The sequence below is a fragment of the Microcystis sp. M061S2 genome (assembly GCF_020245605.1).
In the GTDB taxonomy this organism is placed as follows: domain Bacteria; phylum Cyanobacteriota; class Cyanobacteriia; order Cyanobacteriales; family Microcystaceae; genus Microcystis.
Window position 1 is genome coordinate 58,315 of record NZ_JADBUP010000078.1, and the last position, 14,200, is coordinate 72,514.

At 39.2% G+C, this 14,200-nt stretch carries 11 protein-coding genes; 8 read left to right on the forward strand and 3 right to left on the reverse strand.

Annotation, left to right across the window (positions count from 1 at the left end; translation table 11 throughout):
* Positions 1-22: 22 nt before the first annotated feature.
* The 4 genes from IM475_RS14080 to IM475_RS14095 all read left to right on the forward strand — a co-directional run bounded on the left by IM475_RS14080 (position 23) and on the right by IM475_RS14095 (position 5,765).
* Entirely contained in the window at positions 23-1,192 is a 1,170-nt protein-coding gene (locus tag IM475_RS14080; RefSeq protein ID WP_287727977.1) for a DUF6014 family protein, read from the forward strand.
* 250 nt (positions 1,193-1,442) lie between these two features.
* Complete coding sequence (locus IM475_RS14085; RefSeq protein WP_287727978.1) at positions 1,443-3,455, forward strand: phospholipase effector Tle1 domain-containing protein; 2,013 nt, start codon at positions 1,443-1,445, stop codon at positions 3,453-3,455.
* Between the two features lie 51 nt (positions 3,456-3,506).
* A complete protein-coding gene (locus IM475_RS14090; protein WP_287727979.1) occupies positions 3,507-3,992 on the forward strand; it encodes a hypothetical protein in 486 nt (161 codons plus the stop codon).
* A gap of 111 nt (positions 3,993-4,103) precedes the next feature.
* On the forward strand, positions 4,104-5,765 hold the full coding sequence (locus tag IM475_RS14095; RefSeq protein ID WP_287727980.1) for a GUN4 domain-containing protein: 1,662 nt from the start codon (positions 4,104-4,106) through the stop codon (positions 5,763-5,765).
* 137 nt (positions 5,766-5,902) lie between these two features.
* On the opposite strand, the gene gnd is transcribed toward IM475_RS14095, so the two are convergent.
* The gene (gene gnd / locus IM475_RS14100; protein ID WP_016515095.1) at positions 5,903-7,330 is read right to left on the reverse strand and encodes a decarboxylating NADP(+)-dependent phosphogluconate dehydrogenase; all 1,428 of its coding nucleotides are present in this window, start codon (positions 7,328-7,330) and stop codon (positions 5,903-5,905) included.
* A 311-nt stretch (positions 7,331-7,641) separates the two neighbouring features.
* On the opposite strand from gnd, the gene IM475_RS14105 reads away from it, so the two are divergent.
* The 3 genes from IM475_RS14105 (at position 7,642) to IM475_RS14115 (ending at position 10,271) form a co-directional block, all read left to right on the forward strand.
* Positions 7,642-8,424, forward strand: coding sequence for an MBL fold metallo-hydrolase (locus IM475_RS14105; RefSeq protein WP_287727981.1), 783 nt, complete (start codon positions 7,642-7,644; stop codon positions 8,422-8,424).
* A gap of 307 nt (positions 8,425-8,731) precedes the next feature.
* Positions 8,732-9,685, forward strand: coding sequence for a DNA-methyltransferase (locus IM475_RS14110; protein WP_024969612.1), 954 nt, complete (start codon positions 8,732-8,734; stop codon positions 9,683-9,685).
* Between the two features lie 13 nt (positions 9,686-9,698).
* The gene (locus IM475_RS14115) at positions 9,699-10,271 is read left to right on the forward strand and encodes a BglII/BstYI family type II restriction endonuclease (RefSeq protein WP_104397286.1); all 573 of its coding nucleotides are present in this window, start codon (positions 9,699-9,701) and stop codon (positions 10,269-10,271) included.
* Positions 10,272-10,539: 268 nt separating this feature from the next.
* Here the strand turns inward: IM475_RS14115 and IM475_RS14120 are convergent, their stop codons facing one another.
* Together IM475_RS14120 and IM475_RS14125 are read right to left on the reverse strand one after the other, a co-directional pair.
* The gene (locus tag IM475_RS14120; protein ID WP_287727982.1) at positions 10,540-11,610 is read right to left on the reverse strand and encodes a glycosyltransferase family 4 protein; all 1,071 of its coding nucleotides are present in this window, start codon (positions 11,608-11,610) and stop codon (positions 10,540-10,542) included.
* Positions 11,611-11,626: 16 nt separating this feature from the next.
* Entirely contained in the window at positions 11,627-12,757 is a 1,131-nt protein-coding gene (locus IM475_RS14125) for a glycosyltransferase family 4 protein (RefSeq protein WP_287658674.1), read from the reverse strand.
* Between the two features lie 463 nt (positions 12,758-13,220).
* Between IM475_RS14125 and IM475_RS14130 the strand changes: the two genes are divergently transcribed.
* Complete coding sequence (locus IM475_RS14130) at positions 13,221-14,159, forward strand: WD40 repeat domain-containing protein (RefSeq protein WP_287727983.1); 939 nt, start codon at positions 13,221-13,223, stop codon at positions 14,157-14,159.
* Positions 14,160-14,200: the final 41 nt, after the last annotated feature.

A 14,200-nucleotide genomic window follows, 5' to 3' on the forward strand; every position in this document is an offset into this window, starting at 1 on the left:
CACCAACTTAGCTACCCAAAAAATGAATCAAACCCTGGTCAATCAACAACAGTTGTTCCAAGAAATCGTCCAAGATATCGAGCAAAATAAAATTGCAATTGCGGCGAAAAAACTGCGTCAACAGGAAGCAGATAGCTGTGAAATTCCGGCTCAGTGGCTGTGGAAAACAGCAGCGGCTTTAGAAACCAACGACTGGAGCATTTTATCAGAAGATTTCATTAATCTGAATTTTATCGGTAAAAATGGTTATTTTCTGATGATTGCTCCCTATCGCATCAATCGTCAGGGAGAACGACAACTCACTTTGAGTGCGATTTACGGAAAAATTCACCAAAATAGTCAACCTTCTATCGAACAACTAGAAAGCTTGACTCGTGAAAAATTTGGCAGTCTAAGACAACCGATTCCCAGAAATTTATCCTTTACTGAAATTGCTAGTTGTGGCACGGTTAAAGGTGAAAAGGGGGAGGCTTTTATCGTTCCCCATAGGTGGACTTTTCCCAATAGTGTTCAGGGACCAGCTTTAAATAATGCCAGTGAGCAAAAAAGACGCTTTTCTGGCTCTAGCTACGAATGTATCCGAAAAATTTTTGAGCCAGAAACGGCCGATTTGCTATTAGGACCCCTAGAGGATCAAATTAATGGTGAACGCTATCGTCATCTCGATACCCAATTCCATGAAGCGGGTCATGCTAGTGGGTTAGGATTTGACTTGAAACTCAAAAATAAACTGTTTCAAAACTATACCTATGCCGGAGTCGAGGAGTGGCGCTCAGATAGTTTAGGGTTTGAATTTGCCGATTGTGCTTTACCTGCCGAAGAAGCGGGAAAATTAGTCGCTGTTAATTTCTGCATTCGCTTTGGTTTAGATGCTCACCGTTTAGGGGGTTTAGAAAAAGATGTGGATGTCCACGCTAGTTTGATCAGTTTGGAATATCTCTTGCAAAATGATGCTATTTATCTCACAAAAAATGGTCAATTGTCCCTGCGGAATGTCAGTTATCCAGGCTTACTAAAAGCGGTGGAAATGCACCGAACAAAAGCATTATCTCTAACGCGAAGGGAGTTGAATCTAAATAGTCCAACAGGTCTTTTTGCTCTGTATAAAGTAGAGATTCATCCCGCAACCCAATTAATTTTTCAGGGACTAATTGTAGAGCGCTGCCGCGGAATTTGGTCAGAGTTACAATAAGTACCTAGGGTTTGCTGTTAACCGGCCCGGGGAGGGATGTCAATCAGCCATGAGCATCCCTCCAAATCCTATTGATGGCGATAGGGATTGGGGTCAACTCCTCTGAGTTTCTGGCCACAGCAAGTGCCGGCCCTGGAATATTAGTCGTTGACTCCTACACATTTATTTATATATATATCGCTAGATAACTAAAATGTGTTAAGCTAGGCGGTAGCATTCCCTCTTTTTCCCCCAGTCGATGACAAAACCAATGGCTGAACAACGCTCTGTACTAAAATTTAATGGCATCGATGATCACATGGATCTATCCCACGGATTTCTCGATATTGATCAGAGTATTACCATTACATTTTGGGCAAAAGGGGAAAATAATTTAGCTACAGAAACGACTCTTTTAGAAGCTGTTAATCGGGAAAATAACCGCGTTCTACATATTACCTTGCCTTGGGGCGATCCCGTGAAACCTGCGATTTTTTGGGATGCGGGAAATGAAGAAGGTTTCGATCGAATTGAAAAAAAAGTCAAGCTTAAGGATTATAGTGATTGGACTTATTGGGCCTTTGTCAAAAATGCGACCACAGGCCGAATGTTGATCTATCGTAATGGTATCATTTGGCATCGTGGCAACGGTCATAACCGTGCCTTAATGGGGATTGAAAAAATCATCTTGGGAGTCTCTGTTAATCTCTCTCATTATTGGCAAGGTTGTCTTGCAGAACTTTCTGTTTGGAATCAAGCGCGTAGCCAAGAAGAAATCCAAAAAGCGATGTATCAATCTCCCTTAGTTGATGACCTTGGCTTAGTTACTTATTTATCACTCAATGGCAGTGCCGAGGATCAAACAAGTTATAGCAATCATGGTATTCTTTATGGGACAACCTGGCAACTAGATAGTCTTCCCTCCAAACCGACCTCGATCCCTAAATCAAAAACTCAGACTAGCAGTAAAGCTAGAAGGAGTGCGAAAAGGATAACAATGGTCAACGAAATTTTTAACTCCCTTGAAGAAGAAGAAGTGGTTGAACAGGATGCTCCATCCGAAAATCAAGAACCTTCCCGGGAAGATAATTCAGAATCAATTATAATTGCCGCAGAAGCTGCTCTTGCCAGCAATAAAATTGAGGAGATTACTGAAACTGCAATTTCTCAACCGGATATCCTCACTTATTCAAGCCAGAAAAAACGGTTAATTATTTGTTGTGATGGTTCTTGGGAAGACTCTACCAGTACTTACCCCACCAATGTGGTTAAATTCGCCGAATCTATTAAGTATATTGCCGAGGATCAAACCCCCCAAATCGTCTTTTTGTCAGGTTCTGGCACCCCCGAAGATAACGAATTTATTAAAAGTTTAGGGAATGAAACTTTTGGCTGGGGCCTTGATCGAATGATTCAAGATGCCTATCGTTTTCTTGTCCTTAACTACAATCCCACAACCGAGGATGAAATTTATTTGTTAGGTTTTAGTCGAGGCGCATATATCGTTCGTTGTTTGGCTAGTTTTATCGATAAATGTGGAATCCTAAAACGCTCTAAGATTAAGGAAATTCCCCTGGCTTATCAACTCTATCGAGACCACACCGTTAGTTCCGATAGTGCCAAAGCTCAACAATTCCGTGCTGCTAATGCTAAAAAAATTGAGACAGAAAAGGAAGATTTTCAAGATCGTATTCCAGTCAAGATGTTAGGTTGTTGGGATACAGTTGGCAATTTTGGTATTCCTGATTTAACTCCTTGGTTTCCCCTGGCTAAGTTTTATCATAAAAAATATGAATTTAGTAATACAAAATTAAGTCCGATTATCCAGAATGCTTTTCATGCTGTTGCCATTGATGAAAAACGTAAAAACTTCCCTTCCACTCCGATCAAAGCCAATCCAGAAAATCCCGAACAAGTTGTCAAAGAAGTTTTATTTGTGGGTGAACATACCTGTCTAGGTGGTGGCAAAAAAGAATATCAAGGACTTTCCGATTACCCGTTACAATGGATGATTAATCAAGCCAAAAAATTGGGATTAGAGTTTGACTCAACCACCTCTGAATCTGAGGAATTCCAAATTAAACTAGACCCGACCATCAAGTTCGATAATACTGTTAAAGGATTGTCGGCCTTGGGAGGTGAGCAATGGCGATATTTCAATACAAAAGTTGTCACTGTTCATCACAGTGTGGTAAAACGATTAAAGGCTTTTTCCGATTATCGTCCCAAAAGTCTTGAACCTTTTCTTCAAGCTTTACTTGACGACGATCAACAGACAGATTAACCTTGCTTTAAAATTAAATTAATCCTTCGCTAGAAATTTGAGGTGATTTTTATGGAACTCGATAACATTATCAAAAAAGTGGCAGGTGCTTATTTAGCTTCGGCTGTTATTGCTGTCATCGTGCTAATTCTGACCCTCGGACAACCCTTTGTAGTTTTTATGGGTATTGGAGCGATGGGGTTGGTTACTGTCCTAGGAGATGCGATTGCTCAGTACGGAATTGAAGCGGTTCTGAATGCTTTTTACGCCGAGCGAAGTAAAAAAGAATCCCTGGAAACACTTTTAGCTGAAATTGATGCTTTACCTCTGACTGATGACCTGAAATTAAAAACCAAAAAATACTTGACTGACCATCAAGAACAGACAGTAAAGCAGCAAGAAACGGTAACTGAGCCAACTCCTGAAAGTCCTCAAACAGTTGTTATTGAAAATGAACCAGTTGTTGAAAATGAACCAGTTGTTGAAAATGAACCAGTTATTGAAAATGAACCAGTTGTTGAAAATGAACCAGTTGTTGTTGAAGTTGAAAATGTTTAATTAGGTATTGCTCCCTCTTGCAAGAGATGGGAGCAGCGAATGATTATTGCTAAGTATTGAGGAATTTTTTGGTCTAAGATAGCTATGCTAAATAGGAACTCTCAACGTCTGATGACCTATAAAAAAATTGCCATTTATGAGCAAAGCTATCAACTTCCTGTTTTTAAAAATAGATACTTAAAAAATTTTCAGAAAATCATCAAGGAACGTCGGAAATTAATTCAAGAAGGAGTTCGCTACCATTACTATTTTGGTAAGATTATTAAACGAAAAGAAAAAATTACTCAACAAGAAATCTTGATCGAGACTCAGTTATTAATTAAAGACTATAATTTATTAATTAATGGACTAGAAATCTATCAAGACGGATATTATCGTTTTTTACTCCAACTCAGTGACAATCTCAAAATTTTATTTTCCCAAAAATATCAAGAATTGAAAATCTTAGACTACGAGAGAATAAAGTTAGAAATTAAAAATAATAATAATCAAAATATTCTCAATCAACTCAAGCTGGAAAAACAGGAAAATTTTCGGGCAATTTTGCTACTGGGAAAAACATCTTTTTTGATGTTGAGAAAAACTAAATTACTAGGGGAAGGAGTTCAGAAATTAGCCGAGGATACTCAAAAGCAGAAAAAAATTGTACAAGCAATTATTCAAGAACTCAAAATTTATGAGGAATTAAATCATTATCAACTCAAATCTCAACGAGTTCGCCAAGAAATTGCGGATCTTGCCCAAAATGCGATTAATTTTGAAAACTACTTACAGGACTATTTTGCTCCTTTTCAATTATTAATAGAAGAAGTGATTAAGGTGGATGAAGAATTTTATGCAACAGTTGGAGAAATTAAGTATTTGGTAGATAATATTTTCCCACCTCAGCCTGCTCTCTTAGAAACGTCAGATTCAGCCATAAATTCTGAGTTTTTGCTAAATTTTCTGGCGACTGGTTACGAGAAAGAAGCAAGGTTAAAAGATGCTTTTTCCTCTGATCAATTTAATGATTACTTATTCAATGAAAGTGAATGGTCAGCACAATTTATTTCCCTAGAAAAAACCATCAATAAATTATCTCATCATTTAGCAGAACAAGAGGCTTGTCAAAAAGACACTATCCTAAAAACTCCCCCGGCAATAATTGTTTCTCAATTAACTCAAAACAATATTGACAAATCTTCTACTTCTAAAAATCCCCAGACTTTCCCAAATATCTTAACTCAAGAATCGGCGGATCTTGATTATAATCAATTACAAGATTTGCTAAGAAAGCAACAGTGGCAAGCGGCTGATCGCCAAACGACTAAACTACTATTGAAAATTTTGGGTAGGAGCTACTGGAATGAGGTTTATCCCCAAGATATTGCTCAATTACCTTGTTCGGAACTGAAAAAAATTGATCAACTTTGGCTTCATTATAGTCATGGTCATTTCGGTTTTAGTATTCAGCAGGCTATTTTCTCTAGTCTCGGTGGTTTAGTCGATTATGAAACCCGAAAAAAACTTGGCGATCGCCTAGGTTGGCGGAAGGAAGGTAAATGGCTCAATTATGAGCAACTAAACTTTCAATTAGAGCCGAATTCTCCCCTCGGTCATTTACCGGTTCATTGGTTGATTTTTGAGGAAAATCTTGGTGATCCATCTGCCGAGGTTGCTGATCATCAAAACTCCGTGGCTTTCTGGAGAGTTGGCAATTGGTTATTATGGCAACTTCACCTCGTTTTCAGCAAAATTCAAGCCTGTGGAATTATTCCTCTGTCTGACTTTTAAAGCCATTATCCTATTAAAAACTGATTTGCTATCACTACCAATTTCTTGACCGATAGTTAACTCTTAATCAGAAAAATATCACAAAAAAATCTCCCCTTTTTACTGGAAATAAAAAGGGGAGAAAATATTAGATAGCTTTAGGATTCAGTCATCCATTCCGTATGAAAAAACTCACCTCTGGGTTTATCGGTACGTTCATAGGTATGAGCGCCAAAATAATCCCGTTGTGCTTGGGTGAGATTTTGTGGTAAATTGGCCCGACGATAACTATCAAAATAGTCCAAAGAAGAACTAAAAGCTGGGACGGGAATTCCCAACTTATTAGCCAAGACTAACACCTCACGCCATGCTTCTTGGCGATCGAGGATACTTTGCTTAAATTCCGGCGCTAACAACAAATTCGGCAGGCCCGGATTTTCCGCAAAAGCTTTGCGAATTTTATCCAAGAAACCGGCGCGAATAATACAGCCGCCCTTCCAGATACGGGCTGATTCCGGCAGACTGATATTATAGTTAAACTCCTGAGAAGCTTTAGCGATTAAAGCCATACCTTGGGCATAGGAACACATTTTCGAGCAGTAAAGAGCATCACGCACCTTATCCACAAATAGTGCCGCATCCCCCGGATAGGTTTCCCCAGGTCCGGGTAACTCTTTTGAGGCTGCCACCCGTTCATCCTTATAAGCGGACATCACGCGAGCATTAACCGCAGCATAAATGGTCGGAATTGGCACCCCCAACTCCAAGGAACTTAACACTGTCCAGCGTCCGGTTCCCTTTTGTCCCGCCGAATCCAAGATTAAATCTACCAGATGATGGCCGGTTTCTGGGTCAACATACTTAAAGATATCGGCGGTAATTTCAATTAAATAAGAATTAAGCTCATCGGTGCGATTCCACTCGGCGAAAGTTTCCTGTAACTGCTGATTGCTTAGTCCTAGACCATTTTTCAGCACATCGTAGGCTTCCGCAATTAACTGCATATCGCCGTACTCGATGCCATTGTGAACCATTTTCACATAATGGCCTGCCCCCCCGGACCCAACGTAAGTGACACAGGGACCATCATCGACTTGGGCGGCAATTTTGGTTAAAATCGGCTCTAATTCCCGATAGGCGAACTCTGTACCCCCCGGCATCAGGGAAGGACCGTGCAGAGCGCCTTCTTCGCCACCACTGACCCCCATCCCGACAAAACCGAGTTTAGTGGTCGATTCTAGGTCGCGGGTGCGTCTTTCCGTGTCCTCGTAGAGGGAGTTACCGCCATCGATAATCATATCTCCTTCTTCGAGAAGGGGTTTTAATTGTTCAATCACGGCATCCACCGGCGGGCCAGCTTTTACCATGACCAGAATTTTGCGGGGACGCTCTAAAATTTGGACGAATTCTTCTAAACTATAGGCCGCCTTGACATCTTTGCCGACGGCGCGAGTTTCCATAAATTCTTTAGTTTTGCTGGCGGTGCGATTGTAAACAGCGATGGGAAAACCCCGACTCTCCACATTGAGAGCGAGATTTTCTCCCATGACAGCTAGTCCGATAACACCGAAGGTACGTTTAGTCATAGAAATTCAGTCTCGGCTGATGCGTTCTTCCTCCCCTTTTAGCGCCTACTTTCCCTAAGATAGCTAAACTTTCCCTATTTCTTAAGCCTTGACTAATCAGGAGGCGGTCGGCAGGAGTCAGGAGTCAGGAGATAGGAGTCAGGAGTCAGGAGTCAGGAGTCAGGAGATAGGAGATTATTTTTTTATTCTCCCAACTCCCTGCTCCCCATCTCCCCAATTCATAATTCATAATTCATAATTCATAATTCCTCAAAAAAATTAATGCTAATGTTAAATTAAATTAAGAAAATCCCCATTCTTCCTCGGCTTATATGCAGTTAACTTGGCTTGATAGTAATTCTTGGTTAATCGAAATCGGGGGAAAACGCCTGCTTCTCGATCCTTGGTTGGTAGGTTCCCTGACTTTTGGTAATTTAACTTGGCTATTTGAGGGCAAAAAAACCGCTAATCATGCCATTCCCGAAAATATCGATCTGATTCTTCTCTCCCAAGGTTTGGAAGATCACGCCCATCCTCCTACTTTACAGGTACTCGATCGTCAAATTCCCGTGGTGGCCTCTCCCAATGCCGAAAAAGTGGTTCGAGCGCTCAATTATACCCATCGCATTTCTTTAACCCACGGCTCTAGTTATATCTTTGACAATGCGATCGAAATTACTGCTGTCCCCGGTTCTCCAGTCGGGCCGACTCTGGTGGAAAATGGTTATGTTATCAAGGAATTAGCGACAAATCAGAGTATCTACTACGAACCCCACGGTTATCATTCTCCTAGCCTCGATTCTCTGGGTAAAATTGCTGTGATTATCACTCCTTTGATTGACCTAAAAATACCTTTCCTCGGACCGGTAATCAAAGGACAAGAAAGCGCCTTAGCAGTCTGTCAACGCTTGCAGCCCGAATATATTATTTCTACGGCTGCCGGTGGTGATATCGAGTTTAAAGGTTTATTGATGGCGGTGTTAAGTGCCGAGGGTAGTCCCGAATCTTTTCAAGAATTATTAACATCCCATGCCTTACCGACAAAAGTAATTGATCCTCGTCCCTGGCAACCTTTTACGGTGGAATTAGGCGAGTGCGTTCCGGGTTTGAGCTAATCTGAGTTAAGGGAAGAATAGAAAAAAGTTAAAACTTTCTTCCCGATTTTTATCTAAAAAAGTAGAATTTTTGTTATATCTTTGCTGGCTACAGATAACATTAATTGTTTGAAAAAACTGGCTCTCTTGCATATTGGATGTAAAATAGGGAGCATCCCCATTGTACTATGAGTAAGAATACTTGGTGCTTGCTGAATAACTGCGGTGGTAGATGGTAAAACTTCCAGTTTACACAGCCCGAAATCTTTGGGATTTTTAGTCCAGAAAACTATATAATTAAAAGTGGCTCTTCTCTGCTAAATTGTCTATGAATCAGTTGCCCTTATTTTCTCAGTCAAAATCAGTGCGAGACTTTTATCAACCTGATGCCGAAATAATTCTTTATCAAGGAGATAGCAATAATTTTATCAAGACTATACCAGATAATTCTGTGAGCTTGATTATTACTTCTCCTCCCTACAATTTAGGAAAAGACTACGAAAAAAAAATCTCTTTGGATACTTATCTGGAAACCCAAACCAAAATTATGCGAGAATTCTCTAGAATCTTGCAAGATAATGGCAGTATTTGCTGGCAGGTGGGAAATTTCGTTCAAGAGGGAGAAGTTTATCCTTTAGATATTTTTTATTATCAGCTATTTAAACAAATGGGTTTCTTTTTAAGAAATAGAATTGTCTGGCATTTTGGTCATGGATTACATACCTCTAAAAGATTTTCTGGCAGGTATGAAACTATTTTATGGTTGACAAAAACCGATAAATATACCTTTAATCTTGATCCAGTGAGAATCCCCGCTAAATACCCTGGTAAGCGCCATTTTAAAGGTAAAAATATCGGTAAACCCTCTGGTAATCCTTTAGGAAAAAATCCCAGCGATGTTTGGGAGTTTTTAGCACAAGAATGGGATGAGTTACTATGGGATATTCCTAACGTTAAATCTAATCATCCAGAGAAAACTATCCATCCTTGTCAATATCCAATCGAATTAGTAGAAAGATGTGTTTTAGCCTTGACAAATGAGGGGGATTGGGTTTTTGATCCTTTTGCCGGGGTTGGAACTTCTCTGATTGCTAGTATTATGCACAATCGTCGAGTGATGGGGAGTGAAAAAGAAGCAGAATATGTGAAAATTGCCAGGGAAAGAATCGCTGCTTATTTGCAAGGAAATCTCAAAATTCGTCCTTTAGGAAAACCTATTCATCAGCCTACTGGCCAAGAAAAAGTCGCTCAAATTCCCGAAGAATGGCACAATAATATATAGGAAGGTAACAGCAATGATTATCGCTGGTATTTATTCATTTAATAACGGTCAAGAAGTTATTGAAAGTGAATACAGGAATGAATTAGAAGAAGTTAAGGATATTATCAGGGCGATTAATAGTGAGGATTGCAAAACAAAACGTAGTCAAGAAAAAACGATGGTAGACAGACTGCTTTACAGTCCCCGAGAACTTAATAATGTCTTCAAAGATGAATTTGAGCTAAGACAGTGGGAAAAATATAGAGTTCCTTGTAATTACCCAACTAAATATTATACGCCTGAATACATACAGAAACATTTATCTCAAAGAGCTGCATTTCGTGAAATGGATTTTATCAAAAGCAATGTGGGAGTTGAGGTGCAATTTGGTAAATATGCGTTTATGGTTTACAATGTGTGTGCAAAAATGACAATATTTCGGAATCTAAAAGTTATTAATGTTGGCATAGAAATTGTTCCAGTAAAATCATTTGCAGATGAAATGTCCACAGGAGTATCCTATTTTGAACAATTTGTCTGGGATTTGGAAAGCCGAGGAGTTTCTAATATCGATATTCCTGTTCTGATATTGGGTGTTGCAGAATGAAAGAGACTAAAAAATATGTAAAATTTTTGTTATTGTCATAAATTCTGGGAAGATGGGTTACGACGGATCGATTGCTTATCCTTCGGTTTTAAGTAGTCGGACATAAATTCTGTTGTCTATCTTAAGAAATGTAAATTGCCGCAATTCTTACTGACTCCTGACGACCGACTCCTTACCCCACAGTTAACTTTACTTTTATCCAACTACTTAATGCTTACTGCCGTCTAACCCATCCGGCAATGATTAATCAGTTTTTTTGTCACCATTTTTAGAGAAAACTTTGCAGAATTGTGGCGGTTTCTTGTCCAGTTTTTGCCCAACTAAAAAGTTCGGCGCGTCGGCGACTCAGGGATTTTAATTTAAGACGTAATTGTTCATCAGTAGCGATTTGCTGCATTGCCTCTCTCATCTCATCAATACTATAGGGATTAATTAAAATTGCCGCATCTCCTGTGACTTCCGGGAGAGAGGAAAGATTAGAAGTAATCACAGGAGTTCCACAGGCGATCGCTTCTAGTACAGGTAATCCGAAACCTTCCCAAAGGGAGGGATAAACTAAAGCAGTTGCTTGGTTTAAAAGTTGCGGCAATTCTTCATAGGAAACATAGTTTAAAAATTGCACTCGTTGAGAGATTGATAATGCTTCTACCTGTTGCTGTAGAGCCGGCGTAAAACGGGGGTCAAATTGACCGACAATTAATAATTGATATTCGGAATCGATTTGGGAAAAAGCAGTAATTAAACGACCGAGATTTTTATGAGGATCATAACGACCAAGATAGAGAAAATAGGGACGAGTCGCCAGATTTAGAGGACGAAAATTATCAGAATCATATCCAGAAAGAATCACGGTTATTTTGTCAAGAGGTATGTTAAAAAACTTATTAATATCGGCGGCCGTTGCTTGGGAAACAGCGATAATATGTGTGGCTTTTTTCAGAACTTGGGGTAAATAGTATTTATTATAAAAAGTTAGGGGAGAAAATTTCGGAAATCGCAGGGGAATTAAATCATGGACTGTGACAATATAGCGGCAATTTCCATAAATAGGTGCTTCGGGAATGGGGGTAAATAGCAGGGAAGACTTTAATTGTTGATAGGTTTGATAGAGTTGGGTTTCTGTCCAAATTAAGCGCTTAATATTGCCTTTGGTTCCCTGCTCTTGGGTGAGGTTTGCCGACACAGGATAGGTGTTAAAATCTGGGTAACTATTAGAAGTGATTAGGGTAGGATTTAAGTTAGCTAATTGGGGAATGAGATTTTTAGTATAGGTAGTCAATCCAGTATATTTAGTACCGAGAAAAGCGAGATTGATTAATAATTGATGATTCCTATTCATAGATATTGGCTAGTTATTATAAAAGAGAAAGATAAGCTTTTATAGTAGCTTGTGCGGTTTTTTGCCAAGAGAATTTTGCCGCTTGTTTTTTTCCTTTAGTGATTAAGTCTTGACGGAGAGAGGTATCACTAATCACCTGATAGATTGCCGCAGCAATTTCTAGGGGATTATCGGGATTAATTAATATTGCCGAGTCTCCCGTGACTTCGGGTAAGGATGCAGTATTAGCAGTTACGACAGGACAACCTAAAGTCATCGCTTCTAAAACCGGTAATCCAAAACCTTCATAAAAGGAAGGATAAACAAAAACATCGGCTTTTTGATAATAATCTGCAACTAAGTCATCAGCAAGATAATCAAGATGTTGGATACTATCTCGAAAGGGAGACTGAGATATTTTATCGAAAATTGGTTGATACTTCCATCCTTTTTTGCCAATCAGAATCAGATTATGGTCTAATTTATACCTGTCCTTGAGATAGTTAAAAGCATCGATAAGATTAATAATATTTTTTCGTGGTTCTAGGGTACTAACAAAGAGTAAATAGGGTTTAGTGATAGTTAGAGATGAGGGTGGATTGGGGAGGGAAGAATAACGACTTGCGAGGGGAGTAACAAAAATTTTCTCTGGGTTCACATCTAAATATTCAATAATATCTCGTTTGGTACTTGCGGAGTTAGCAATAACTAAATCTGTCCATTGTAGAGATTTTTTAATGCGTTGGGTGTAGGTTTTGACAATCCCCGTGACAAACTCAGGATATTTCATAAAAGTAACATCATGAATAGTCATAACTTGACGACTCTGACGACAAGGATACACCACATGATCCAATCCGTGGAGAATATCGGGAGAATCAAGAAAGTTTTCTAGATAGGGAATTAGAGGATTAGGAAATCGGGTTAAAATATTGCTAAGACTGACGGGAATTGGTAAACACTTAACCTCTGGATAGGATTGCAGTTTTTCGGGTATAGAAAGATTACCCCGCAGCCAGTTTTTTACCGATGGTTGAAAACAGAGGGACAGGGAAAAGTTTTCTTGGTTTTGTAATTTAGCTAATTCGGCAATCAGGTGATAAGCATATAATCCAATTCCACTAGGATTTTGTCTTATCGGTGTACCATCAACTAAAATTTTAAGCATTTGTGGTTAGATGAGATTGACGGGATAGATATTTTTAAAATTACAGATTCAATTGTCAATTTTGCTCGCTTAGGACAAGATTAAAATCGGCAACAAACTCCACCCTAATAGTTAATCTTACCCTATAGCGCCCCTGAATAGCAGCCTTTTTGGGCTAGGTTACGGCGAATACTTAATTTATCGGGCAATTTTTTCAATTATTGTCCCCTCACCCACCCTATTACTATGATTGTCAACGGGTACTTATCAGCTAAGACCTATTTTAATAGGCTATCCTTAGATTAGCTGCATCTCCTTGACGAGAAACGCTGTAATTAGTTATAATTACAGAAGAATAGCTTCCCCGTACTTATGGTGAGCGGAGATTTCTCAAAAGTTATCTCAGGGATGAAGTAGTCCCCTACAGAACCACTAACATCGGGTAATGCCGAAAAATCTTGATTAACTAACTAATGTTTTCACTATGTTTAATCGTTTAGTATCTTTTAAATCCTTAGAAGGCCATGAAGGTGAGGTTAAATGTCTAACTTTTTCCCAAGATGGTCAATTTTTGGCTAGTGGAGATAACGAGTTAACTGTTATTGTTTGGGATTGGCAAAAGAATCAAAAATTTATTTTACAAGGACATGAAAAAGCCGGTTGGTGGGACAAGGGAGTTAACTCTGTTGCTTTTAGTCCCTGTCAAGGATTTTTGGTTAGTGGAGGAGATGATCAAACCGTAAGAATTTGGTCACTGGAAACTAAAGAACTAATCTCTACCTTAACGGGACACCAAGACAAAGTTACAGCAGTAGCTGTTCATCCCGATAAGGAAATTATTGCTAGTGCTAGTGAAGATAAAACGGTGAAAATATGGTCAGCAAAAACTGGAGAAATTCACGCCACATTACAAGGTCATAGCGATAAAGTCCTAACAGTTAAATTTAGTCAAAATGGTCAACTTTTAGCCAGTGGTGGCGGCGAAAATGACAAAACGGTAATTATTTGGAATCTGGGAGAAAAGAGCAGTATTACCTTAAAAGGTCATTCCGATTGGTTTGGAGGTATTTTATCGGTAGATTTCGGCAGTAATAACAAATTTTTAGCCAGTGGCAGCAAAGACAAAACTATTAAAATCTGGGATATTAAAAGAGGTACAGAGGTAAAAACTCTCAGCGAACATAGTGATCATATCAATTCAGTTAGTGTTAGTCCTAATAATCAACTATTAGCCAGTGGTGGTGATGATAAAAGCTTAAAATTATGGGATTTAAAAGCAGGAAAAGCGATTATTTCTATTCCCCATCCCCAGAAAATCTATTCGGTTTGTTTTAGTCCCGACGGTAATTATATCGCCACGGCCTGCCAAGACAAAATCGTGAGAGTTTATGGCACTTCCGAACTACAATCTTTAGCAAGTTAAGCAATCTTTGAGCGCACCAGATACTTATCGGTGTCTAATTA